This is a genomic window from Acinetobacter sp. UBA3461, assembly GCF_002381195.1.
Taxonomy (GTDB): domain Bacteria; phylum Pseudomonadota; class Gammaproteobacteria; order Pseudomonadales; family Moraxellaceae; genus Acinetobacter; species Acinetobacter schindleri.
In genome coordinates, this window is sequence record NZ_DFRO01000016.1 from 1 (window position 1) to 25,035 (window position 25,035).

The 25,035-nt window shown below is 44.2% G+C and carries 25 protein-coding genes; 14 read left to right on the forward strand and 11 right to left on the reverse strand.

Features of this window, described 5'->3' with window-relative positions:
* From B3D47_RS02545 to rimI, 3 genes are all read left to right on the forward strand, one after another.
* A partial coding sequence (locus B3D47_RS02545) for an elongation factor Tu (protein ID WP_286859780.1) occupies positions 1-796 on the forward strand: 796 nt, incomplete at its 5' end.
* 212 nt (positions 797-1,008) lie between these two features.
* Positions 1,009-1,890: a metal-dependent hydrolase gene (locus B3D47_RS02550; RefSeq protein WP_273797950.1), complete on the forward strand. Its 882-nt coding sequence runs from the start codon at positions 1,009-1,011 to the stop codon at positions 1,888-1,890.
* A 104-nt stretch (positions 1,891-1,994) separates the two neighbouring features.
* Positions 1,995-2,453: a ribosomal protein S18-alanine N-acetyltransferase gene (gene rimI, locus B3D47_RS02555; RefSeq protein WP_076753150.1), complete on the forward strand. Its 459-nt coding sequence runs from the start codon at positions 1,995-1,997 to the stop codon at positions 2,451-2,453.
* Positions 2,454-2,487: 34 nt separating this feature from the next.
* On the opposite strand, the gene B3D47_RS02560 is transcribed toward rimI, so the two are convergent.
* The 3 genes from B3D47_RS02560 to trxB form a co-directional block, all read right to left on the reverse strand.
* Complete coding sequence (locus tag B3D47_RS02560) at positions 2,488-3,303, reverse strand: arginyltransferase (protein WP_048881338.1); 816 nt, start codon at positions 3,301-3,303, stop codon at positions 2,488-2,490.
* 21 nt (positions 3,304-3,324) lie between these two features.
* Entirely contained in the window at positions 3,325-4,056 is a 732-nt protein-coding gene (gene aat / locus B3D47_RS02565; protein WP_286859784.1) for a leucyl/phenylalanyl-tRNA--protein transferase, read from the reverse strand.
* Between the two features lie 83 nt (positions 4,057-4,139).
* A complete protein-coding gene (gene trxB / locus B3D47_RS02570) occupies positions 4,140-5,102 on the reverse strand; it encodes a thioredoxin-disulfide reductase (protein WP_004811157.1) in 963 nt (320 codons plus the stop codon).
* Between the two features lie 261 nt (positions 5,103-5,363).
* On the opposite strand from trxB, the gene B3D47_RS02575 reads away from it, so the two are divergent.
* On the forward strand, positions 5,364-8,507 hold the full coding sequence (locus tag B3D47_RS02575) for a DNA translocase FtsK (RefSeq protein ID WP_286859786.1): 3,144 nt from the start codon (positions 5,364-5,366) through the stop codon (positions 8,505-8,507).
* Between the two features lie 64 nt (positions 8,508-8,571).
* On the opposite strand, the gene B3D47_RS02580 is transcribed toward B3D47_RS02575, so the two are convergent.
* The 6 genes from B3D47_RS02580 to B3D47_RS02605 form a co-directional block, all read right to left on the reverse strand.
* Entirely contained in the window at positions 8,572-8,859 is a 288-nt protein-coding gene (locus B3D47_RS02580) for a PA4642 family protein (RefSeq protein WP_004893317.1), read from the reverse strand.
* Positions 8,860-9,166: 307 nt separating this feature from the next.
* On the reverse strand, positions 9,167-9,439 hold the full coding sequence (gene minE, locus B3D47_RS02585; protein ID WP_071319892.1) for a cell division topological specificity factor MinE: 273 nt from the start codon (positions 9,437-9,439) through the stop codon (positions 9,167-9,169).
* A 2-nt stretch (positions 9,440-9,441) separates the two neighbouring features.
* Positions 9,442-10,254: a septum site-determining protein MinD gene (gene minD, locus B3D47_RS02590; protein ID WP_004811150.1), complete on the reverse strand. Its 813-nt coding sequence runs from the start codon at positions 10,252-10,254 to the stop codon at positions 9,442-9,444.
* A 65-nt stretch (positions 10,255-10,319) separates the two neighbouring features.
* Positions 10,320-11,039, reverse strand: a complete 720-nt coding sequence (gene minC, locus B3D47_RS02595) for a septum site-determining protein MinC (protein WP_004893319.1) — start codon at positions 11,037-11,039, stop codon at positions 10,320-10,322.
* A 157-nt stretch (positions 11,040-11,196) separates the two neighbouring features.
* Positions 11,197-12,264 (reverse strand): preprotein translocase subunit SecA, encoded by a 1,068-nt coding sequence (locus tag B3D47_RS02600; protein ID WP_278363961.1) that lies wholly within the window; start codon positions 12,262-12,264, stop codon positions 11,197-11,199.
* Between the two features lie 19 nt (positions 12,265-12,283).
* Entirely contained in the window at positions 12,284-13,207 is a 924-nt protein-coding gene (locus B3D47_RS02605; protein ID WP_076753155.1) for an acyltransferase, read from the reverse strand.
* 250 nt (positions 13,208-13,457) lie between these two features.
* Between B3D47_RS02605 and B3D47_RS02610 the strand changes: the two genes are divergently transcribed.
* From B3D47_RS02610 to B3D47_RS02650, 9 genes are all read left to right on the forward strand, one after another.
* On the forward strand, positions 13,458-14,111 hold the full coding sequence (locus B3D47_RS02610; RefSeq protein ID WP_163171956.1) for an OmpA family protein: 654 nt from the start codon (positions 13,458-13,460) through the stop codon (positions 14,109-14,111).
* A gap of 135 nt (positions 14,112-14,246) precedes the next feature.
* Complete coding sequence (locus B3D47_RS02615; RefSeq protein WP_004893324.1) at positions 14,247-16,286, forward strand: UvrD-helicase domain-containing protein; 2,040 nt, start codon at positions 14,247-14,249, stop codon at positions 16,284-16,286.
* Positions 16,287-16,332: 46 nt separating this feature from the next.
* Positions 16,333-16,785 (forward strand): dUTP diphosphatase, encoded by a 453-nt coding sequence (gene dut, locus B3D47_RS02620; RefSeq protein WP_008305534.1) that lies wholly within the window; start codon positions 16,333-16,335, stop codon positions 16,783-16,785.
* 232 nt (positions 16,786-17,017) lie between these two features.
* Positions 17,018-18,436, forward strand: coding sequence for a phosphomannomutase/phosphoglucomutase (locus B3D47_RS02625; protein WP_286859790.1), 1,419 nt, complete (start codon positions 17,018-17,020; stop codon positions 18,434-18,436).
* A 10-nt stretch (positions 18,437-18,446) separates the two neighbouring features.
* Positions 18,447-19,355 (forward strand): acetylglutamate kinase, encoded by a 909-nt coding sequence (gene argB, locus B3D47_RS02630; protein ID WP_005221120.1) that lies wholly within the window; start codon positions 18,447-18,449, stop codon positions 19,353-19,355.
* A gap of 278 nt (positions 19,356-19,633) precedes the next feature.
* Positions 19,634-20,482, forward strand: coding sequence for a class II glutamine amidotransferase (locus B3D47_RS02635; RefSeq protein ID WP_163166958.1), 849 nt, complete (start codon positions 19,634-19,636; stop codon positions 20,480-20,482).
* 276 nt (positions 20,483-20,758) lie between these two features.
* Positions 20,759-21,214, forward strand: coding sequence for a bacteriohemerythrin (locus B3D47_RS02640; RefSeq protein WP_004893331.1), 456 nt, complete (start codon positions 20,759-20,761; stop codon positions 21,212-21,214).
* A gap of 139 nt (positions 21,215-21,353) precedes the next feature.
* Complete coding sequence (locus B3D47_RS02645; RefSeq protein ID WP_286859793.1) at positions 21,354-22,433, forward strand: hypothetical protein; 1,080 nt, start codon at positions 21,354-21,356, stop codon at positions 22,431-22,433.
* Positions 22,433-22,759, forward strand: coding sequence for an RnfH family protein (locus B3D47_RS02650; RefSeq protein WP_180184865.1), 327 nt, complete (start codon positions 22,433-22,435; stop codon positions 22,757-22,759). The genes B3D47_RS02645 and B3D47_RS02650 overlap by 1 nt, the downstream gene beginning before the upstream one ends.
* 109 nt (positions 22,760-22,868) lie before the next feature.
* On the opposite strand, the gene B3D47_RS02655 is transcribed toward B3D47_RS02650, so the two are convergent.
* Positions 22,869-23,267, reverse strand: a complete 399-nt coding sequence (locus tag B3D47_RS02655; RefSeq protein WP_286859797.1) for an outer membrane protein assembly factor BamE — start codon at positions 23,265-23,267, stop codon at positions 22,869-22,871.
* 112 nt (positions 23,268-23,379) lie between these two features.
* On the opposite strand from B3D47_RS02655, the gene fur reads away from it, so the two are divergent.
* On the forward strand, positions 23,380-23,817 hold the full coding sequence (gene fur / locus B3D47_RS02660) for a ferric iron uptake transcriptional regulator (protein ID WP_004811125.1): 438 nt from the start codon (positions 23,380-23,382) through the stop codon (positions 23,815-23,817).
* A gap of 76 nt (positions 23,818-23,893) precedes the next feature.
* Here the strand turns inward: fur and B3D47_RS02665 are convergent, their stop codons facing one another.
* On the reverse strand, positions 23,894-25,015 hold the full coding sequence (locus B3D47_RS02665; protein WP_048881346.1) for a PilT/PilU family type 4a pilus ATPase: 1,122 nt from the start codon (positions 25,013-25,015) through the stop codon (positions 23,894-23,896).
* Positions 25,016-25,035 lie beyond the last annotated feature (20 nt).

Below are 25,035 nucleotides of genomic sequence, written 5' to 3' on the forward strand. Positions count from 1 at the left end.
TGTATTCTTGAACAAATGCGACCTTGTAGACGACGAAGAGCTTCTTGAGCTAGTTGAAATGGAAGTTCGTGAACTTCTTTCTACTTATGACTTCCCAGGTGATGACACTCCAGTTATCCGTGGTTCAGCTCTTCTTGCGCTTAACGGCGACGCTGGTCAATATGGTGAAGCTGCAGTTGAAGCTCTTGTTGAAGCGCTTGACTCTTACATCCCAGAACCAGAACGTGCAATCGACCAAGCATTCTTGATGCCAATCGAAGACGTATTCTCAATCTCAGGTCGTGGTACAGTAGTAACTGGCCGTGTTGAGACTGGTATTGTTAAAGTTGGTGAATCAGTTGAAATCGTTGGTATCCGTGATACACAAACAACAACTGTAACTGGCGTTGAAATGTTCCGTAAACTTCTTGACGAAGGTCGTGCGGGCGAGAACTGTGGTGTTCTTCTTCGTGGTACTAAGCGTGAAGACGTTCAACGTGGTCAAGTACTTGCTAAACCAGGTACAATCAAGCCGCACACTAAATTCGACGCAGAAGTATACGTACTTTCTAAAGAAGAAGGTGGTCGTCATACTCCATTCCTTAACGGTTACCGTCCACAGTTCTACTTCCGTACAACTGACGTAACTGGTGCGATCGCGCTTAAAGAAGGCGTTGAAATGGTTATGCCTGGTGACAACGTTGAGATGTCAGTAGAGCTGATCCACCCGATCGCAATGGACGCAGGCTTACGCTTCGCGATCCGTGAAGGTGGTCGTACAGTTGGTGCTGGTGTAGTATCTCGCGTTACTGCATAATCACTGATTGTGTAAAAAAAAGCGTCCCTTTGGGACGCTTTTTTTGTTTATCTAAAGTGAAAAATAAATTGTCTAACAAAATTAGAGCGCTGTCCTAAAGTGATATTCAGCTGACCTTAACTGCAATGATGTCAAGCAGATAACTGAGTAAGATACCAATAAGAAAATAGAAAAATAGGGCCAGGTCGAGAAGATCTGTCAGGAGGCGTTATATGAATGCTGAAGTAAAAATTACTCATCGTGCCGGTGCAAGTTTTCCTGTACGTCGCATGAACTTTGATTTTGAACAGGTTCCAGAATACTGGATGAATGGTTCAGCCGGGCTGACTCATTTTATGACAGCATTGTCTGCCTTGTTTCCCGCAGGTGAAAAATTCTTTATCGACAGTGTGCGTGCGGTACGTAATCATCCCAAGCTTAAAGACAATGAAGCACTGCAAAAAGAAATCTCTGCTTTCATTGGGCAAGAAGCGATGCATACCCAGGAACATGTCGGCTTCAATGCCTCAGCGCAAAAATACGGCCATGATGTTGATACCTTGGATCGTTATACCGATAAAGTCATTCAAACGACGCGTAAAGTCATGGCAAAGTTGGCCAAGCCTATGGGAATTACTCAGGAAATGGTAGATTTGACTGCAACGACCGCACTTGAACATTTTACTGCGACCATTGCCTCTCAGTTGTTGACCAATAGTCATATTCAGGAACTGATGAAAGATGACACCATGAAAACCATGTGGTTGTGGCATGCCATTGAAGAAAATGAGCATAAAGCTGTGGCCTATGACGTGTTTGAAGGTGTGTTTGGAAAAGGCTTAAAGTCATATTTGTTACGTACCAGTTCACTGGTGATCGCTATGGTGACTTTGTTCTTTGTACAAAGCTATTTTGTCATGCGTCTGCTGAAGGAAGATCGTCAGTTAAACCTGGAATCCCTCAAGGACATTTACGAATATGGTTATAGTCCGTCCAAAGGTGTAATTACTGGTATGGGGCGTGAAATGGCGATGTACTTCAAGCCGGGTTTTCATCCAAATGACCATGACACACACAGTTTGCTGGCACACTGGAAAGGTAAACTTGGTCTTTAATCTGACACTAAAAAAGGGCGATTGAAATCGCTCTTTTTTTTACTCGATTTTCAGCATAAAGTTTCTATAATGCGCAGGAGATTTTTATTGATAGATGAACGAACATGATTCGTTTGATGCAAATAGCAGATATAGATGCGGTCACCCAGATTGAGCAACAAGTGCAATCTCATCCTTGGACCAGAACCCAGTTCGAGGAAGCCGTTAGTGCTTATCAGAGCACTATTATTGAATATGCAGGTAAAGTGGTGGGTTTTTGTATTTTGCAACCGGTATTGGATGAAGCCAATTTATTACTCATGGCAATTGACCCAAGCCAGCAGGGTAAAGGGCTTGGTTTTCAGTTGCTAGAAGAATCAATCCAGTTATTGAAAAATAATCCGGTACAGATTTTCCTGGAAGTACGTGAATCAAATACAGCTGCAATTCGTCTTTATGAAAAGGCTGGTTTTCACCAGATTGACCTGCGCAAGAATTACTATCCAAACCCGGGCGGTGGGCGTGAACATGCCATTATTATGGTAAAAGCATGTACGGATGACTTTGCCAGCCTGTTTAAATAAATCAGATTAATGCTTCTTTTTAGTTACGACCATCTTACTTGATGATGGGATTATTCCATCCGGAGGGTAGGGTCGTCATCAAGGAGTTTCCCAGGTGTTCAATCTCCGCCGCATTGAGCGAGCGGTTTAACCGACGCCATTGACCATCAATCAGCAATTCAAGCGGCAGGTATTGAGACTTGTAATTCATCTTGCTGGAATGCGGGACCCAGTAACCCAGATAAATAAAAGGCAGCTCTAATTTCTGAGCATGTTCAATCTGTTTTAGAATTGCAAAAACACCGAGTGAACGTCGATTTTCATCCGGATCAAAGAAGGTATAAACCGCAGAAATTCCGTCATCGAGCAGATCACAGGTCGATACACTGATCAGCCGGTCATCTTTCCAGAGTTCCAGGAAAAAGCTATCGGTACAGCTTTGCAACAAAAACTTTTCAAACTGATCCCGGCTTGGTGGATACATATCACCATCGGCGTGGCGTTCATTGATATAGCGTTCATACAGCGCATAATGGCTATCATTTGCCTGCTGCGGTGCAGTAATGCGCAGGCTTAAGTCCTGATTTCTTTTCCATGCCTTTTTTTGTGAACTGTTCATGTTGAATTCACGCACTGGTACACGAGAGGAGAGGCATTGACGGCAAAGGTGACATTCAGGACGATATACAAAATCGCCACTACGGCGGAAACCGGTACGGGATAATTCAGAAAGTGTCACCACATCTATGCGATGTGAGGGATCGAGAAAAACCATACGTGCAGACTTGTTGGGCAGATAGCTGCAATCGTGTGGCGGGGTAATATAATACTGTAAATCGTTCAGTAGGGATTTTGGTTGATAGGAGTTCATGACAAATTCCCTCTGTTATTTTCATTCATTTAATCGCGCGTTTAACGCTATTGTTTTACTTGAAAATACACCCTCCTGATACTTTTGCCAATTGATAGGTGGGCGTTTTATCACATCCTGTAACGAATTAAGATACGCTTGGCGAGAAATTGTACTGGCACCAAGGCTCAGCAGGTGGTCATTGACCAACTGGCAGTCAATCCAGGGCAGCTGATTTTCCTGACCAATCAGCATTAAGGTATAAAAGGCCATTTTCGAGACATCGGTCTGGGTGCTGAACATGGATTCACCAAAGCAGCCCTGTCCAATGGTGATACCATATAATCCGCCCACCACTTGCTCTTCATCCCAGACTTCAATGCTATAGCCATAACCGGCTTCGAACATATCACAGTAACCCTGAATAATATCTTCGCTAATCCAGGTGTCATCGGCATAAGCACGAGGCAGTGAACAGGAACGGATAACCCGTTCAAAAGCATGATTCACAGTAATTTTATAATCATACTTTTTCATATTTCGAACCAGCGATTTACTCGGATGATAACCCTGTGGTCGGATAATGCAACGTGGTTCCGGGCTCCACCAGCAGATTGGATCACCTTCGGAAAACCATGGAAACAGGCCATGTGAATAGGCTTCGAGCAGGGTAGATGGAGTGAGATCGGCGCCAATACAAATCAGGCCTCCTCCTTCAAGATCCACTTCTACAGGATTGGGGAAAATGAACTGTGAAGGAGGAAGATGTTGCATGCTTGAACCTGGTTTTAGAATCATCAGTATTTATCATACATAAAAAAACCGCCCAACATGGACGGCTTTCTCATTTTTGCTGCTTAGTCTAACTTGCCCATCGCATCGAGATATTTTTCTGCATCCAGTGCGGCCATACAGCCCGAACCTGCAGATGTAATCGCCTGACGGTATACGCTATCAGCAATATCACCCGCAGCAAATACGCCAGGAATAGAAGTTTGCGTTGCATTGCCCGCAGTACCGCTTTGCACCTGGATATAACCATCACGAAGCTGTAATTGACCTTCAAACATGCTGCTGTTTGGCTTATGGCCAATTGCAACGAACATGCCTGAAACCTCAACTTCTTGAGTTGAATCATCTTGAGTTGATTTTAAACGTACAGAAGTTACACCTGCTTTGGCATCACCCAGAACTTCATCTACTTGATGATTCCAGATGATGCTGATTTTGCCTTCTTTCTCTTTTTCAAACAGATGGTCCTGAAGAATTTTTTCAGAACGCAGGCTGTCACGACGGTGCACCAAAGTCACGTGAGATGCGATATTTGACAGGTAAAGTGCTTCTTCAACCGCAGTATTACCACCGCCGACAACCATAACTTTCTGGTTTTTATAGAAGAAACCATCACAGGTCGCACATGCGCTCACGCCTTGACCCATAAATGCAGCTTCAGATTCAAGACCCAGGTATTGCGCAGTCGCACCGGTACAAATGATCAAGGCGTCACAAGTGAACTCTTCCATGTCACCTTTTAATACGAAAGGACGTACGTTCAGATCTACTTCATTGATGTGGTCATATACGATTTCAGTACCGAAACGTTCCGCATGCGCCTGCATACGTTCCATCAATACTGGACCAGTCAGGCCTTCAGGATCACCTGGCCAGTTGTCCACTTCAGTCGTCGTTGTCAGCTGACCACCAAGTTGCAGACCTGCAATGAGTGTCGGTTTTAAGTTTGCACGCGCTGCATACACAGCGGCGCTATAGCCAGCAGGGCCGGAACCTAAAATAATCAGTCTTGAGTGACGTGCGCTCATCGGGCTATCCTTTTTGTATTTAGAAATTTATTGAATTATACGTGAAACTGTATAACAGTGGTGTGAGATTAAAGTCGATATTATTGATCATCCAAATCGATTTGAGCTATATAGACGTGATAAAGAACAAGACCTACGTGCAGTTGCACAATACTGCATCTTTTTTCGTGTAACAGGTGCATAATAGGCATTTTATTGCGTCGTTTTTTTGAATCATAATAGCAAAAGAACATTCATGAAGAATTGGCTACAGGACAGTATATGACAACGGTGTCGAGTGCTTATGCACAGCGCTTAGTAATGACATTATTTTTGGTCTCATTTGGGATCTATCTGTTTCTTGCAACAGTGACCTATACGCCATTTGATCCGGGGTGGATGCACATTTCCAGTGACACCCAGACGGTTTCAAATGCCAGTGGGGTTGCAGGTGCATGGATTTCAGACTTACTGTTTGGTTTTCTGGGCTGGGCGAGCTTACTCATTCCATTATATCTGTTCGTAGAAGCGGTACAGGTTTGGTGGCCCCATAGTTTCCTGAACCGGCCATTCCGTTATGCAGCGCAATTCTTCCTGTTACTGACCACTTCTGCCTTACTGTTCCTGTTCTGGGAAGTTCCTGCTGATACGCTAGATAATTCTTCGGGCGGCATTATCGGTTATGAATTAGGTCAGAGTCTTGAACAGCTATTGACGATATACGGTGCGGCAGTATTTTTGGTAGGTTTATGGGTCATGCTGTTTACCTTGGCCTTTGGCGTTAAATGGAACAAGACCTGGAGCAGCCTGAAAGCAACGCCTGCATATTTACAGGATCTGTTTTATCGTAATGTCCCGGAAGGGGAGGGCGAGTTTGATCGCTCTATGGCAGTTGCCAAGAAAGATATCGCCAGCAGCCCTGCTAAAAAGAGCATCTCAACGCCGGTGGTTCCTGTACCTGAGCATGAGCCTGTAGAAATAGATCCCGTAGTTCGTGACCATGTAGCCGAGCGCCTGTTTGATGACATTGCTGACCGTGAATTCAAGGCGCAACAGAAAAAACATATTGAACCTGAACTTAGTCCAGAAGATGAAGAATTTGAAAAAACGCTTGAAAAAGCGCATCGCCTGATTCAGGATCCAGATCGCGTAATTACCACGGGCGAAGTTTGGCGTGCCTTGCATTCTGATGAGGATCAGCGCCATAAACAGGATATCGATGCTTTATTAAAAGCAGCGGAAGAACAACAGCATACCCCTGCAGCCCCTACAACAATTGCTCCAATTCAGGAAATCAAGGCACATCTCAAAACTGAAACACCTGTACCGTCTGTGACGACGAAAAAAGGTCTGGATTGGGATGATGATGAAATCTTTGATGAGCTATTGGCAGCTGTACCGCCGGGTAAAACTGCGACGGATGTGCATAGTCCATTTACTGCGCAAGCAGCTACTGAACAGCCAACCTTAAGAATTGTCGAAGACTTACCCAAAGGTGCGGCAGCGACTGCAGCTGTGACAACAGGCATCAGTATTCCACCGGTTTCTACGTCCGCAATATGTAACACGGGGCTAGAAACTGATTTTGATGATCTGGATGATTTGCTGGTCGAGGCTATTGAGCCAGAAAAGCCAGCCCGTGCTTCCAGCTATGCGCAATCTTCCGCTTTTGTACAGGCACCGATTCAGCATCAAGGCATAGAAGTCACTGCGCCTGAAAGCAACTCGACTGCTCAGACAGCTCTTCAACAAAATACAAATCAGCACAATACCATTGATGCAGTCAAAGCGGCATTATCCAAAGAAGAATTTATTGAAGCATGGCATGAAACTGCGGGTGCTCCTCAAGAAGAAGATGAATTCGATTTTGATGCTCCACTGACTGACTCGATGGGCCGTCCATTGTCACGCGCCATGATGGTGGCTGAACGCCGTAAAGATCTTTCGCCATTACCAGGTCTGGAACTACTGGATGAAGTTGATCCGAACAAGAAAGTCAATTTCACCGAAGAGCAATTATCACGTCTGTCTGAATTGCTGGAAATCAAACTACAAGAATTTAACGTCAAGGCCAAAGTGGTTGAAGCGCAGCCTGGCCCAGTAGTCACTCGTTTTGAACTGGATCTGGCACCAGGTGTAAAAGCCTCTAAAGTGACCAATATTTCCCGCGACCTGGCGCGTTCCATGTCGATGGCTTCGGTGCGTGTGGTTGAAGTGATTCCAGGAAAGCCATATATCGGGATTGAAGTACCAAACAGCACCCGTGAAATGGTACGCCTGATCGAGCTGGTTAAAACACCGAAATTTGAAGATGCAAGTGCCATCCTGTCGATGGCGATGGGTAAAGATATTTCTGGTAATCCGGTGATTACTGAACTTGGCAAGGCACCGCATATGCTGGTTGCCGGTACAACCGGTTCTGGTAAGTCGGTCGCAGTAAACTCGATGATTTTGTCGATGCTACTCAAGTACACACCTGATCAATTACGTCTGATCCTGATTGACCCGAAACAGTTGGAACTCGCAAACTATAACGATATTCCACACCTGTTGACGCCTGTAGTCACGGACATGAAAGATGCAGTCAGTGCACTGAACTGGTGTGTCAATGAAATGGAACGTCGTTATAAGCTGATGTCCTTCCTGAAAATTCGTAAGCTAAGCGACTACAACCGTAAGGTTGAAGAAGCCATTGCCAATGGTGAAGATCTGTTTGATCCAACCTGGAAAGCCAGTGAATCGGTGGCAGGGGAACGTGCACCACGTTTGACACCATTACCATCGATTGTGATTGTCGCGGACGAATTCGCAGATATGATCATGCAGGTCGGTAAAAAAGCGGAAGAAATGATTACCCGACTGGCACAGAAATCTCGTGCTGCGGGGATTCATCTGTTACTGGCAACTCAACGCCCATCGGTGGATGTAATTACCGGTCTGATCAAAGCCAACATCCCAACACGTGTAGCACTGCGTGTAAACTCGAAAATCGACTCGCGTACCATTCTGGATGCAGGTGGTGCAGAAGACCTGCTGGGTCATGGTGACATGCTGTTTCTGGGGCCAGGTAAGATTGAGCCTGAGCGTGTGCATGGTGCCTTTATTGCCGATGATGAAGTTAACCGTATTTGTGATGCTTGGCGTGAGCGTGGTGCACCGAACTATGTTGATGAAATTCTAACTCCATTTGATGAAGAACCAACAAGTCGTGGCTTTGAAGATGGTGGCGATGGTGCTTCTGACCGTGATCCATTGTATGACCAGTGTGTGTCTTTCGTACTGGAAACTCGTAAGGCATCTACATCATCGCTACAGCGTAAGTTTAGCCTCGGTTATAACCGTGCTGCCCGAATCATTGACCAGATGGAAGAAAACGGTGTAGTGAGCGCTATGGGCGCGAATGGTAAGCGTGAGATTCTGATCTAATTCAGCATCTCCACCAATAAAAAAGCCTGCATGAAGCAGGCTTTTTTATTGCATCAGCAAAGTCTTAAGCGAACTTGGCCAATACTTCAAGGAACTCAGCACTATGACGCGGGAATTTGGCGATCACGTCATGAATGCGTTCACCTTCAGGGTTAGTAGCATTGATATCACGACCCTCTGCAACGAATTGAGTCAACAGGCGCTCATAGTCAAAAGGACGCATGTGTTTATAAGCATGATAAAGCACATGAAAGTCTGCGTTTACGCCTGCAGGAGGTAATTGAGTGAGATAGGCAAACACACGCTCATCTGACCATTCTTCGTTAAATGTTGCCGGTTGAGACAATGCCATCACAAGCTCCTTGATATAATTTTCGACATGAAAAAGGCAAAATTTGAGTACGCAAGTGACAAAGTATTTTTCATTTTCTCTGTCTACCTTGAAGCTAAACTTCGGATCTTGTGGTTAGGTAAAGTAAACTTTTTATCACCAGTCCACTCGAAGCATCGCTTCTCGTTTTTCGGTTGTACAAGTTAAATACTTGGTAGATCCCCTCCACTCGAAGCAAAGCTTCTCGTCTTGCGACTGAACAAAGCAGTGCTTTGTTCAGTCTCATATTTTGCCTTGAATCAATTTAATTGACTAATCAAAAATCAAATTATCGTTCTTCAGGTAAATTGATATTCATTTCAAGCATTTCAATATTCGCTTCAGAACGGACCTGCATTTGAATATGCTGTTCATCTACACCGCGAACATAACGATTGACCACCTGCATGATTTCTTTCTTCATCATGTCAATCTTGTCCTGGCTTAAACGACGTCCCAGACCCTGTTCAGATGCAACAATTACCTTTAAACGGTCTTTCGCGGTTTGTGCGCTAGACGGTTTATCTTCACTGCTAAAAAGCTTACTCCAGAATCCAGCCATGCTTATGCTCCAAATAATCGAGCTAACCAGCCCTTTGGTTTCACTTCAATATGACGGTAAGGACGCTCTTCACCCAGGAAGCGTGCAACCAGGTCATCATAAGCCTGACCTGCAGCAGAAGCAGTAAAGTTGATAACTGGCTTGCCTTCGTTCGATGCTTGCAGGACACTTGGACACTCAGGGATTACACCCAGAGTCGGTACACGTAAAATATCTTTAGAAATGTCATCAATGGTCAACATTTCCTGTTTATCCGCGCGTTCAGGATTGAAACGTGTGATACACAGATGTTTACGGATGCGGCCTTCATTTTGTTCTACTTTTTTAGTCTTGCTGTCGAGCATACCAATGATACGGTCAGAGTCACGTACTGAAGAAATTTCAGGGTTAGTGACAATGATGGCTTCATCAGCATGGTACATGGCCATGATGGCACCACGTTCGATCCCCGCAGGTGAGTCACAAATAATGTAGTCAAATTCCTGCGACAGTTCATCCATTACACGTGCAACACCTTCATCAGTGAGGGCATCTTTATCACGTGTTTGAGACGCTGGCAGAATATATAAGTTCTCAATATCCTTATCGCGAATAAGCGCTTGTTGTAATCGCGCTTCGTTATTTAAAACATTCACAAAATCATAAACAACGCGGCGTTCACAACCCATGATCAAGTCAAGGTTACGTAAACCCACGTCAAAGTCGATAACAACAGTTTTGTGGCCACGTAGGGCTAAACCTGTTGCAAAAGATGCACTTGTTGTAGTTTTACCTACACCACCTTTGCCTGACGTTACGACAACAATTTTCGCCACCGAATCCACTCCTGTTATGGTTTAAATTCCCTATTTAACATAGGGTTTTGGTGTTTATTTATACATTAAAATTCTAGAGCTTCAAATACAAGCTCTAGTTGATCATTCAAGTAAATATGCACAGGCTTTTTCACCACATGCGGTGGAATATCGTCTGCAACACAATAGGTACCTGCAATCGAAATCAGTTCTGCTTCCAGTGCATGACAGAAAATGCGTGCTGCAGTATTGCCGCCTGCACCGGCAATCACACGACCACGGGCACTGCCATAAACATGAATATTGCCAGAGGCAATCACTTCTGAACCGCTGTTAATGCCAGCACTGATAATAATGTCGCCATGATGCTGCACAATGCACTGGCCAGTACGCAGGATTTCATCATGGTAAGAAGTCACATGAGCAATGACAGGTGCTGCCTTAACTTCTTCTGTTCCAGCATCTGACTTAACCACTTCCGGTTTGACTTCAATGACCTGTTCTTTGGTTGCCTTGATTTCCTGTAGCTGACGGTCAGGTGGCAATACCGGGAACTGGATTGCACGTGCCTGATCTGCAAGCAGGCCTTCAGTCACCGCCATCGGTTGTACATCCATGCTGATCAACAGCTGGATAAGCGCGATAAGTTCCTGCTCGACAGTACTTTCAATCACCACCAGGGTGCCCGGTGGAAAAGCAGCTTGTAATTTTGGTGCTAATTGCTGGCGGATCGCATCATGATCATTTGTTTCAAGGGTAATGCGAATCGCATTGACCATTCTGCCCTTAATCCGTATATCAGCCATAGTTCTTCCTTAATACTTCTGACTTGTAAATTTTATGTCGAAGTAATGTTGTAAATAGTGCAAATCCTAGAACAAATTTCGTTAATTCTCTAGCGATCCAGGTTATTTTTTTATGCGATCAGATGCCATAAAAAAGCATAGCATTATTCATGCTGAATTAGAGGTATGTTGAACGCTGATTTTGCTCATTTTCTTCCAGAATCTGCTGCCACTGTTTAATTTTGACCTGTTTGCGGATCGCTTCAAGTGTTTCAAAAACAGCCGACTCCACCAGTTTGTCAATGTTTGGATTTTGTTCAATCTGGATCTGACTGATCTTTTCAGAAATCATGGCAAAAGTTGGATTATCTTTACTGTAATCAGTATGCGTAAACGGATCGATCAATCCTTGGGTGATATTTTCTCCCAGACGTTGTCCGATACTCTGAATCTGCTGTTCCATGCGACTGCCTACAATCGGGATTAGGCGTAACAGCCGGGTCAGCTCTGGCGTATCTTCAATGGCTTTATTCACCACCTGGCCGACATTTTTGGCAATCATATAACGCTGCGCCTGTAATTCCTTGCCTAGGGTTTCTTGCAGGATATCTGCCAAGGCAATGGCAAATAATTGACGATGATGTTCCACCAGGTCATCAATCAGTTGACGGTGCGTGGTACTGGTGGTTAGCTCGCGTTTAATTCCGTCCAGTACGGTAACTACAATACGGCTGGTCAATTCTTCCATAACCAGGTTGTAATAGAAGTTGCCACGCTTATACCACCGAGACGGAATCACCTTGAAACCATGGCTATGCAGGTTGTAGCCGATAGCCACTGCGCGGAGCAGACGCAGGAAACGTAGTTGTGGCACGATCGCGAGAATTTCATACCAGTGAATAAACGGAAAGAACCACCAGCGGGCATGATGACGCAAGACTATGGCAATTAGCCAGCGCACCAATAATTCCCCAATCAGGAAAGTCGTAAACCAGCCTTCAGTAATGATCACCCAGGGACGCAGTTCAGCCTTATAAAATTGCAGGATTTCAGGCAGACGTATGAAATCGAATAACCATTGCCCGAAGTCACTCATTAAAATGGCATTGGCACTCAGGCAGAACAGGTTGATGACGATTAACACCATCATAAAGATGTCGTAGGCTAAGGCGACCTTCCAGCCCCAGGTGCCTTCACGGAAAAACTTAAAGGCGCTGGAGCTGGTTTTCGGGGGAGTTGGTTTCATAGTCTCTCAGATCAGTGCATTAGGCTGCTTGAGCCAGATCCTGCTTCATTTTTTCAATCAACTGATCTTTTTCAGTCCAAATTTGATGAACCCATTGCTGGAAACGCTCGCGGTATTCAGCATCTTCTTCATAATTACCGCCCAGTACCCAGTCCGGAATATCAATCTTTCTTAAATCTACCGCAATACGGGGTACTTCGCCTAGCCAGAATTCACCATAACCTGGTATGCCGTCCGGATAAACGATGGTCATGTCCACAAAGGCATCAATACGGTCACCCAGAATATTCAGCGCCAGGGCCAGACCGCCGGCCTTCGGTTTGAGCAAATGTTTAAAGGGAGACTGTTGCTGGTCATGTTTCTCTTGGGTAAAACGCGTACCTTCCAGATAGTTGAGCAGGGTAAATGGTTGACTCAGCAATTGCTGGCAGGATTTACGTGCTTCATCCATATCGCGATCTTTGAGGGCCGGATTTTTAGCAATCTGTTCCTTGGTGTGACGCTTCATCATCGGGAAACCAAGAATCTTAAATGCCTGTCCGACGAATGGAATAAAGATCAGTTCCCATTTGGTAAAGAACCGAGTCAATGGCATACGGGTTAAGCCGAAGTATTGATTGACTGTAGTATCGACCCAGCTCTGATGATTACAGCTCATCAGGTAGCGGCCCTGCATATTCAGATCCAGAGATTCATCGATGGTAATGGTCCATTGGGTATTTTTAAGGACATTCTCGATCAGCCAGTTGTTTACGCCAAGCCAGCTATTGGTAATCTTGATATTGGTTTCATCAATTTTGGATGACTTTTTGACTAGTTTGGTCAGACCGAGGGCCAGTACTGGCGGTCCATGGAAAAAGGTACTTCCCGTCATTACTGAAGTCACAGTCAGGCCACGTGCAATTTTTTTTAATATAGGCTGTTTTTTACTTTCCGACGACATATAACCCTGTCCTAAGCTGAAAATCGACTAAATTTTTTCATATTATTAACAATATACGTTTTCAATCTGAAATAGAAAAGTACCGAATGAGAACTATGGAGAAAATGTGATGAAGTTAACCGTTTTGGTTACACATAAACATTACAAATAGTTACGAAAAGATTTATTATTAACAAATCAGATATGGTTATTGATTGAATTATTGACCATTATTCTTCAAATACAACAAAACAAGTTAAGGAGGCATGCGATGCGTGCATTGTTAGTTACAGCAGCAGTAGCAGGGGCGGTAGCACTTACAGGTTGTCAAACTACTGGTAATAACCTCGGTGGTGTTGAGTACGACAAAACAGCTTTGGGTACAGTAATTGGTGCTGCGGCAGGTTATGGTATTTCTAAAGGCAATGCAAACACTAGCCGTCAAAACAACCGTGCAGCGGCAATCGGTGCAGTACTTGGTGGTGCAGCGGGTGTTTACCTTGACAATAAAGAGAAAAAATTACGTCAAGCGACTGCGGGTACTGGTGTAGATGTAAACCGTAATCCAGACGGTTCAATCAACTTGGTAATGCCAGGTGCGATTACATTTGATACCAACAAGTCAAATATCAAACCAAACTTCTATGCAACATTGAACAAAGTTGCCCAAGTTCTAACTGAAGATAACAAGAGCGGTATTCTTGTGACTGGTTATACAGACAGCACTGGTAACGATTCAATTAACTTGCCATTGTCTCAAGCACGTGCGAACTCTGTAGCAAACTACTTGGCAGGCCAAGGTATTGCACGTACACGTATTAATGCTCAAGGTTTAGGTTCAGCGAACCCAATCGCAGACAACACAACTGCAGCGGGTAAAGAACAAAACCGTCGTGTTGAAATCGCGGTATATGCTGTTCAGTAAGATCTGAATTGCAGAAAAGACCACCTTCGGGTGGTTTTTTTATGTCTGAAGTATGACGCAGGAAAATGAATTTTCAATTAGGCAACTGAGCTTGAGCCGACTATAATCGGAGCCGAATCTAGAAGAGGAAGCACTATGTCACTCGCCAGTCAGTTAAATGACAAGCAACTTGAAGCCATGAAATATACTCAAGGACCCTTGTTAGTGCTTGCCGGTGCGGGTTCAGGTAAGACTTCAGTAATTACAAGAAAAATCGCCTACTTGGTCAAGCATTGCGGCATTCCGGCACATCGTATTACGGCCATGACCTTTACCAACAAAGCCGCACGTGAAATGAAAGAGCGAGTAAGTAAGTTACTCACACGTGAAGAAGGCAAAGGCTTATCAGTATCGACGTTCCATACCTTTGGTCTGAATCTATTACGTTTAGAGCTAAAACATACACCGCTGAAGAACAATTTCTCGATTCTGGATGCGGATGACTGTAAACGTATTCTGATGGACCTGATGCATCGCGATAACTTGTCCGGGGCAGAAAGCAAGGAATTGATCGCAAAAGCAATGAAGATGATTTCCGACTGGAAAAACGATCTGATTCCACCCGAGCAGGCTCATACCACGTGTGAAACTCAGGAAGATGTCCAGTTTGCGCATTTGTATCAATTGTATGAACGTAACTTGCGTGCTTATAACGCCGTTGATTTCGATGACCTGATTGTGATGCCAACGCGTTTGTTACAGGAAAACGCTGAAGTGCGTGACAAATGGCAGAACCGTGTGCGTTATTTGTTGGTGGATGAATATCAGGATACCAACACCGCCCAGTATATTCTGGTGAAGTTGCTGGTCGGCGTAATGGGCCAGTTTACTGCAGTAGGTGATGATGACCAGTCAATCTATGCCTGGCGTGGGGCTAAACCGGAAAACATGGCGTTGTTACAGCAGGATTTTCCGAATCTGAAAGTTATCAAGCTGGAACAGAACTACCGTTCGACCAGCCGTATTTTGAAAGCGGCGAATACCGTGATTGGCAATAATCCGCATATCTTCGATAAAAAACTCTGGTCAGACAAAGGCCATGGTGAAGTGATCCGTGTCATCACTTGCCGTAATGATGATGATGAAGCCGAACGCGTAGTCAAAGATCTCATCACGCACAAGCTGATGAATGGTAAAAACTGGAAAGACTACGCAATTTTGTACCGCGGGAATTTCCAGGCACGTATTCTGGAAACCCAGCTGCGTCAGATGCAGATTCCTTACAAGCTCTCTGGTGGTCAGTCTTTCTTCGCACGTGCCGAAATCAAAGATGTCATGAGTTACCTGCGTCTGATCATTAATCCAGAAGATGACAGTGCCTTCCTGCGTATTATCAATACACCGAAACGTGCCATCGGACCAGTGACGTTGGAAAAATTGGGTCTGTTTGCGCAAGAAAACAATCTGTCGCTTTTGGCCGCGGCAGCTGACCAGCGTCTGACCATGGCAATGCCAAAGAAAGCCACCACTCAGCTGGCTGAGTTTGCCGACTTCATCAATAACTTTACCCGCAATCTGCTGGATGATGATGAGCCAGTACCGATTATCCGCCAGATGATGGTAGAAGCCGGCTATATCGACTACATCAAGGAATCAGCCGCAACTCCGGCACAGGAAAAAACCAAGCTCGACAATATTGAAGTGCTGTATAGCAGTATTCAGAGCCTGATTAACCGTGCTGAAGATGTGGATGAAAAGAATATCGAAAGCGTGATCCGTAAGATGGTGCTGCTGGATATGCTGGAACAGCAGCAGGAAGCAGAAGATACCGATAAGGTGAATCTGTTGACGCTACATGCATCTAAAGGTCTGGAATTCCCTTATGTTTATCTGATTGGCCTGGAAGAAGAGATTCTGCCACACAAAAACTCGATTGCGGCAGAAACGGTTGAGGAAGAACGCCGTCTGATGTATGTGGGCATTACCCGTGCGCGTCAGGGCTTGACGATTACCTTGGCTGAGCAGCGTAAGGCCGGTGGTCAGATGAAGCAAATGACGCCAAGCCGATTCCTGGATGAATTGCCAGAAGATGAGCTGGAATGGTTAGGCCGCAAGAAAAAGCTGGCTGGCAATATCGACCCGAAACAGCAGGCACAGCATTATCTGGATAATTTACGTGCACTGATTAAGCGTTAAAATTTAAGTAATTAATCTATTGGTATTTTTCTACAGGAATAAAATGATGAAAGTACAGGTGAAAGTCCTTGATGCACGCCTTGGCAATGAATGGCCAATGCCAAATTATGCAACTACAGGTTCTGCAGGACTCGACCTTCGTGCATGTGTAAACGAAACTACAGTAATTGAACCAGGTCAAACAGTGCTTGTGAAAACTGGTCTGGCTATTTATATTGAAGATCCTGCATTTGCGGGCCTGATCCTGCCACGTTCTGGTCTGGGTCATAAACATGGTATCGTATTGGGTAATCTGGTAGGTCTGATCGATTCAGATTACCAAGGTGAACTCATGGTTTCGGTATGGAATCGTAGCCAGACTGCATTTAGCCTGGAACCAGGTGAGCGTCTGGCGCAGTATGTCCTCGTCCCAGTGGTGCAAGCACAATTCGATATTGTGAATGAATTCGAAGCCACTGAGCGTGGTGCAGGTGGCTTCGGTCATACTGGCAAGAACTAATTCAAAAAGCCTACATTCAATAAAATGTAGGCTTTTTTAATGGTTGATAGAATAAGATTTATCCCATTTTTTAGCTGGCATTTATCCATTCGTTATATTTTTTAAATTGATTATTTATCTGAAATCAGCTAAAAGTACAGGGTCCTAGAACAAAAACTAAAGTTTCACATCATGGTGATGACACCTGATTTCTGAACTTATATTCTCCTATTTAGCAGTGAAATTACGATCTATGGGATTCATGCATCATTCATTCCCCATGCAAATCTTTCGTGCTTATGACATTCGCGGTAAGGTCAGTTTACTCAATGTCAGCATGGTAAATGCCATTGCACATGGCCTGGCCCAGCAGTATCAGTCTGCGGGACAGACACGTGTCGCGATTGGTTATGATGCAAGGCTATCCAGTCCGACCTATGCCCATATTATCCAGCGCACCTTAAGCCTGTATGCGATTGAAGCGCACATTATCGGCTGCTGTTCTAGTCCGATGCTGTATTACACGTCACGTGAATTTGGTGGCAACGGTATCATGATTACTGCAAGCCATAATCCACGAGAAGATAATGGCATCAAGTGGTTGATTAATAATCAGCCCCCATGTCCTGAAATGATTCAGGCGGTAGGGCAGGAAGCTCAAAAATATTATTCAGATGAGCTGCAGCAGGTAGACTGGATTGAACATGAGATTATTCCAGAATATTGTCTCAAATATCAGCAGTCCATTCTCAATGATATTCAACTGAAACGTCGTTATCGGGTCGTACTGGATGGGTTGAATGGTTCAGCGGGGCGTTGTGCGGCTCTGGTATTGAACAAGCTTGGTTGTGATCTGACGACAATCAGAACTGAAGCGAACGGTCATTTTCCCGATCATGCGCCGGATCCCTCACAGGAAGCTCATTTACAGCTGTTAAAAGCAAAAGTTTTAGAGACGAGAGCCGACCTCGGAATTGCCTTGGATGGTGATGGTGATCGACTGGTACTCATCGATGCAGATGGGCAGGTTATTACGGCTGATCAGTTGTTATGCCTATGTGCGGAAATTTGTCTGAAAGATACGGTTGATAAAGAATTTGTCTTTGATGTGAAATGTTCTACCCTGGTTCGTAATACGGTACAAGCGCTGGGCGCTAAGCCGGTCATGATCCGCACAGGAAGTTCTTTCCTGCGGAAGTATCTGGCGAATTCTCAAGGACAGGCGATTTTCGGTGGTGAATATGCCGGACACTATGTCTTCAATGATGGACGTGGCGGCGGTTATGATGATGGTGTTTATGCGGCACTCAGAGTCATGGAGTATCTGGATCAAACTGGACAGACACTGGCAGAAGCACTGGCACGTTATCCAAAACGTACGGGTACTGATGACCTGTATGTTTCGACGCATCAGATTAAGCCACTAGAATTACTTGACTTTGTTGAAGCACAATCACGTAAATTAAACGCGCAAATTAGTAAAATTGACGGTATACGTCTTGATTTTGATGATGGTTTTGGCATCATTCGAGCATCCAATACAGGTGAATACTTCACAGTGCGTTTTGATGCGGAAAATCAGAGCCGCCTGAATGAAATTCGTTACCTGTTCGTTTCGATGTTACGTGACCGCTATCCAGCGATCGCCCAAGACATTTTAGATGCTCAATAAGGAGAGGCGAATGCCAAATCAACAGACAGGCATCGACAAAGCACAAATTCTGACTGAAGCTTTGCCGTATATTCAACGCTTTGCGGGTAAAACCCTAGTGGTGAAATATGGCGGTAACGCAATGACCGATCCTGAGCTGGAAAGTTCATTTGCTCGTGACATCGTGTTACTGAAAACTGTAGGTCTGAATCCGATCGTGGTACATGGTGGCGGTCCTCAAGTCGATTCTATGCTGAAACAGCTGGGCCGTGAATCTGAACGTATTGATGGCATGCGTGTTACTGATCCTGCAACCATGGAAATCGTTGAAATGGTGCTTGGCGGGAGCGTAAACAAATCGATCGTTAATCTGATCAACAAACATGGTGGACGTGCCATTGGTCTGACCGGTAAAGACGGTAACCTGATCCGTGCACAAAAACTGCTGATGGAAAAAACAGCAGAAGATGGCTCGATCCAGAAAATTGATTTGGGGCTGGTGGGTGAAGTAGTTGGTGTCAAAACTGATGTACTGGAAATGTTTACCAATAGCGATTTTATTCCTGTGATTGCACCGCTGGGTGTGGATGAGGAAGGCAATACTTACAATATCAATGCCGATCTGGTTGCAGGTAAAGTGGCTGAAGCCTTGGGTGCAGAAAAACTGATTCTGCTGACCAATATTAGCGGTGTACTAGACGAAAATAAAAATCTGCTGACTGGCCTGACCACTCAGGAAGTTGATCGCCTGATTGAAACAGGTGTGATCTATGGCGGAATGATTCCGAAAGTGGGTTGTGCACTCGATGCTGTGAAAGGTGGTGTCATCAGTGCACATATTGTGGATGGTCGTGTACCGCATGCCAGCCTGCTAGAAATTTTTACTGATCATGGTGTTGGTACCTTGATTACCAACCGTGTAAAGTCAGGCCATCATTAATTTAAATGATTCAATGATAAAAAAGAGTCTCAATCGGGACTCTTTTTTATGTCTTTTATTTTTAGCTCTTGTCTTCTGAAATCATCATAATTTTTCTTGAGCAGAACCCTGTTGTCTTGAAAAAACAGCTTGAACCAGATTTATCTTTTTTAAAATAAAGCATAAAAAAGCATTCTTTAGCATTTTTGGCGCATAAGATTGCATGGATCAAGATTTGAAAAGCCCCAGGGACTCATGCACAATAACTGCATAAATACTCCGATACCTGAATGAAGATTATGTGCCAGCTGCTTGGAATGAATTGTGCGACACCGACAGATATTACCTTTTCATTTCGAGGCTTTTCACAGCGCGCAGGGATTACTTCAGATCATGCCGATGGTTTTGGAATTGCTTTTTTTGAAGATAAAGCCTGCCGTTTATTTGTCGACAACCAGTCTGCGGTTGAATCACCGATTGCCGAGCTGATTCGCAATTACCCAATCAAATCACGTAATGTGATCGCACATATCCGTAAGGCGACTCAAGGTAAAATCAATCTGGAAAATTCGCATCCTTTTAGTCGCGAGTTGTGGGGACGTCAGTGGATCTTCGCGCATAATGGTGACCTGCATAATTTTTTTCCAGAGCTCTCAGGCCGTTTTACGCCAGTCGGTAATACCGACAGTGAACGTGCTTTCTGTTATCTGCTTGATCAGTTAGTAAAGCGCTTTGGTTATCATGAGCCAAAACAGGATCAGATCTTTGATCTGCTGACCGAGATTTCGCCATCCATTGCCGAGCATGGTACTTTTAATTTTTGTTTGTCCAACGGTCAGGCGCTGTTTACCTATGCCATTACCAAGCTACATTGGCTGGTGCGTGAATATCCGTTTAAGCCTGCACAACTCATTGATATTGAAGTAGAAGTCGATTTTAGCCAAGTGACCACTCCCGAGGACCGTGTCGCTGTGATTACCACGGAACCCTTGACCCAGAATGAGGAATGGACGGCTTTCCAACCTGGTGAGATGATTCTGTTCCAGCATGGAGCAAAAGTACGTTCTCAACTCACCTATGTAGAACGTCTGGAACGTGAGCGACTGGACCCTTCGCTCAAACGGGTGACACGTGCAGATCAGTACTGATCTCGAAGCTAATAAAGACAGTGAAAAATACTGTCTTTTTTATTTAATATTCATGTAAAAATCAAAGATTAATAACAGCTTATAGCTCTTATTGGTTAATTAATATCTGATCTTTTTGCTCAGAATAAATTAATTTTAATTATATATAACAAACACTTAAATCTAAAAGTACAATTTTATTACTAAAGCCGACTAATTCACTTCATTTTTATTTAAATCAATACCCTATATGCTTCAATTTATGTGATAAATCCTCAATATTTATAGGTGGTCGTAATGAAAATGAAATGGGTTCCAGAATACAATACTGGTATCGATGTGATTGACGATCAGCATAAACGAATTCTCGATTACATTAATGAAATCGACGAAATTGATGTCAATACCAATCGTGCGCGTGTTAAGCAAATTCTAGAAAATATTATCGATTACACACAATCGCATTTCACTTTTGAAGAATCACTTCAAGAAGAGGCGGGTTATAAATATCGTGTACCGCATAAACGCGTGCATGATCTGTTCATTAAAAAAATTGAGTCGTATCGTGACCGTTTTGAAATGGGACATTCGATTGAAGCTGAATTGCATGAAGTATTATCTAAATGGCTGATCAACCATATTCAGCATGATGATGCGGATTATGTGGGTGCAGTGAAAGAAAACATGATCGGCCTGATCAAAGAAAAAGAAAAGAAAAAGGGCAAAAACTGGTTCGCTCGTTTCTTCTCATAAAGCAATTTTTCCCTATAACAAAAATTAAAGTCTAATGATCATTTTGCGCAGCAAATCATCTTCGGGTGGTTTGCTTTTTGTTTTTGATTTTCACCGCTATGCAAGGCAAAATAGCGCTAGATTTTTATAGGAATGCATCATGCAGGACAATGCTATGTCAAAATGGTTATCGCCTCTGATGGCTTTTTGTTTATCTTTTCTTATTATTGCGACCCTCGCACCAATAACAGGTATTCAGATTGATCGTCAGCTTGATTTCTGGATGTTGTGGTTAGCGACAATGCTGATCCTGGCGCTTCCAGTCTGTTATCTGGAAATTGCTTTAGCGAAACGTTCCAAGACCACCGCATTACAGGCATTGTCGAGCCTGACCCGTGAGGCAGACAGTTCGCAGCGCTGGCGTATTGTCGGCTGGCTGGCTGTGGTGTTTATTCCATTTCTTGCGGGTGCAATGCTGAATCATGCCTCCAACGTAGTATCGATTGCCAATCTTGAAGTGCAGCAACCGGTCATCCTGGCTGGATTGGCGATTGCGGCTTTGCTGTTGTCTTTAATTCCACGTCTGATTCTAGTGGGAATTACCACTGTAGGCGTGATTGCATCCTTGGTCCTTGCCAATGTCATGGGTACAGCACTGCCTGAATGGCAGGTAACTCCGGTACAATTCTCTGAATGGGGTAACGCAACAGTACTGGCACTGGTAGCCAGCGGGTTAGGCATGGGCTTGTACTGGCAGTCTAGTTTGGCTGCTGTCAAACAGCAGGATGTAGCGACCAAAACAGTATTACCGATCTGGATTGCACAACTGCTTGCAGTAATTGCTTTTGGTTTCTTCGCGGTAAAAGCTGAAGTTCCTGCATTTGCCTTGGTTGCTGCGATTGTAGCTGCGGCTGCACTGATGTTACAGATGGCGCGTGAACAGCTGCAACAGCGTCAGATAAATATCATCATTCAATGGGTAATTGTGGTGGTAGCAACACTGGTCTGGTTGATTCCAAATATCACACCGGTATTTAATAACCTGCTGATCCTTTGGGGGCTGGTGATCAGCCTGATCTATGCCTTGTTTGCTGGTTGGATCATGAAGATCAGTCATCTTCGGAAATCAATGAATTTCAGTTCAGAGGCGTTCTATAATATCTGGCGTATTGCAGTTCGGGTGGTATTACCAGTGTCGATTGTTGTGGCCATTATTGCAGTGTTAGGGCAGTGGTTCTGATGAATCAGTCAGCGTTGATTTGGGTGGCGTATGCTGCCCCTGAGCAACAGTTTCATATTGCAGTGCCATTTCAGCAGGGCATGACTGCACTGGATGCGATTGCTGCAAGCGGCATCCGCGATCAGGTGGAATTACCTGAACCTTTGAATCTGGGAATATTTGGCGTACGTTTGCAGGATCATGCACAGCTTTTGAATGCTGGGGACCGCATAGAAGTTTACCGTGCGTTGATCATTAATCCTAAGGATATCCGCCGTAAACGTGCAGCGCAAAATCCTGTAGGACGTTATAATAAAGGTAATCGATCCAAGCTGTGGCAATCTTGAGGTTGATCAAATGCGTCATAAAATCAGCAAAATGCCAGTAATTTGATAAACCTATGCAGTTAATTAGAAAAACCCCTAGAAATACAGGGGTTTTTTTATGGAAAAGCGATTATAGTGGGGGCGCTGTCAGAATCGCTTCTTTTGAACCAGGTAAACCGGGTTGTGACGCTGGAATGGTTTCTAGACCTTCAATGCGTTCCACAATACCGTTTGGATTGAAGTAGATTTTTAAGTGCTGACCACGTGCAGCAGGAATGTTGGCTTTTTTAGCATAGGTTCCTGGGGTATAATTGTAGATGTAGTCCCAGCGTAATGGATTTAAAGGATCTGTCACTGTTGGGCTGCCAAGTAGGAAGCGGACTTGTTGGTGGCTCATTCCCACCTGGATTTTAGAGGCTTGTGTTTGAGTTAAAGGTGTTCCTTGAGGAATATCAACTTTGTACACACCTAAGGTCGAACAGCCGACGAGCAATGAAGTGACGAATAACGTCAACATGATTTTTTGCATTTTGCTACACTATCCCAAATTAATTATGATGCATTTGATCCAAGGATAGATCATACTGCATCTAAACTTTGTTGCATATTCCAACTTTAATTTTGTTGAGAGACCTTTTTACATGCCTATTTCAAATCAAGATTTACGCAAAGCTGGACTGAAAGTTACCCTGCCTAGAATTAAAATATTAGAACTATTAGAAAACTCACGTCAGCACCATTTAAGCGCGGAAGATATCTACAAGACTTTACTCGATCAAGGGGAAGATGTGGGTCTTGCAACTGTATATCGTGTGTTAACACAGTTTGAAGCAGCGGGCATTATTCAGCGTCACCACTTTGAAAATAATCATTCTGTATTTGAAATTATGCAGGATGATCACCATGATCACCTGGTATGTCAAAACTGCAATAAAGTTGTTGAATTCACCAATGACGTGATTGAACATGAACAGCACGAAGTTGCGAAAAAATTCGGCTTTGAATTAACAGGCCACTCACTGAATCTGTATGGTTACTGTGATGAACCTGAATGTCAGGACGCTTATCGTAAAAAATAATGCCAGATGTTCTTGGATATAAAAAACAGGCTTCAAAGGAAGCCTGTTTTTTTTATATGAGGATGATGACTTAATCTTAAGATTGTCCATCAAAGGTAATATTGCTGCCGGCATTCATCAGATGTGCACCACCTTCTTCGGATAACTTGATTTGCAGACGCAGATCGTTTGGAGAGTCAGCATGTTTCAGCGCATCCTTATAGCTGATCTGTTTGGCCTTATACAGGTCATACAGTGCCTGGTCAAAAGTCTGCATTCCAAGTTCACGTGAACGCTTCATCAAGTCTTTAATTTCATGCACATCACCTTTACGGATCAGATCTGAAACTAAAGGTGAGTTGATCAGGATCTCAATTGCGGCACGCCGGCCTGTACCATCAATGGTTGGGATTAGCTGCTGTGCCACCATCGCTTTGAGGTTTAAAGACAAGTCCATAAACAGCTGGTTATGACGGTCTGCTTCAAAGAAGTGAATAATCCGGTCAATGGCCTGGTTGGCGTTATTGGCGTGTAGGGTCGCAAATACCAGGTGACCGGTTTCCGCAAAGGCAATAGCATAGTCCATGGTTTCACGGGAACGGATCTCACCGATCAGAATTACGTCTGGTGCCTGACGCAGGGTATTTTTCAGGGCGATTTCAAATGAATCTGTGTCGATCCCGACTTCACGCTGAGTGATGATACAACCCTTATGCTGGTGCACAAATTCGATCGGGTCTTCGATGGTAATGATATGACCTTTGGAATTTTCATTACGATAACCAATCAAAGAGGCAAGAGAAGTCGATTTACCGGTACCTGTTGCACCCACGAAGATGATAATACCGCGCTTGGTCATCGCCAGTTCTTTCAGAATTGGCGGTAACTTTAAATCATCCATAGTGGGAATGACGGTTTCAATACGACGCAGAACCATACCCGGCTGATCACGCTGCTGAAATGCACTGACACGGAAACGTGCTGATTTGCTGGGATTGGTAATCGCAAAGTTACACTCACGTGTATCTGCAAATTCTTTGCGCTGTTTTTCCGTCATAATTGAATGCAGAATCTGGCCTACTGCTGGTCCAGGTAATTTGACTGATCCAATCGGCACAATTGAGCCATTCACTTTAATTGAAGGTTCGACATCTGCAGTAATGAACAGATCCGATGCCTTTTGCGCCACCATATAGTCGAGTAAGCCGTTAAAATCCATACTTCGTCCCCGAGAAAATC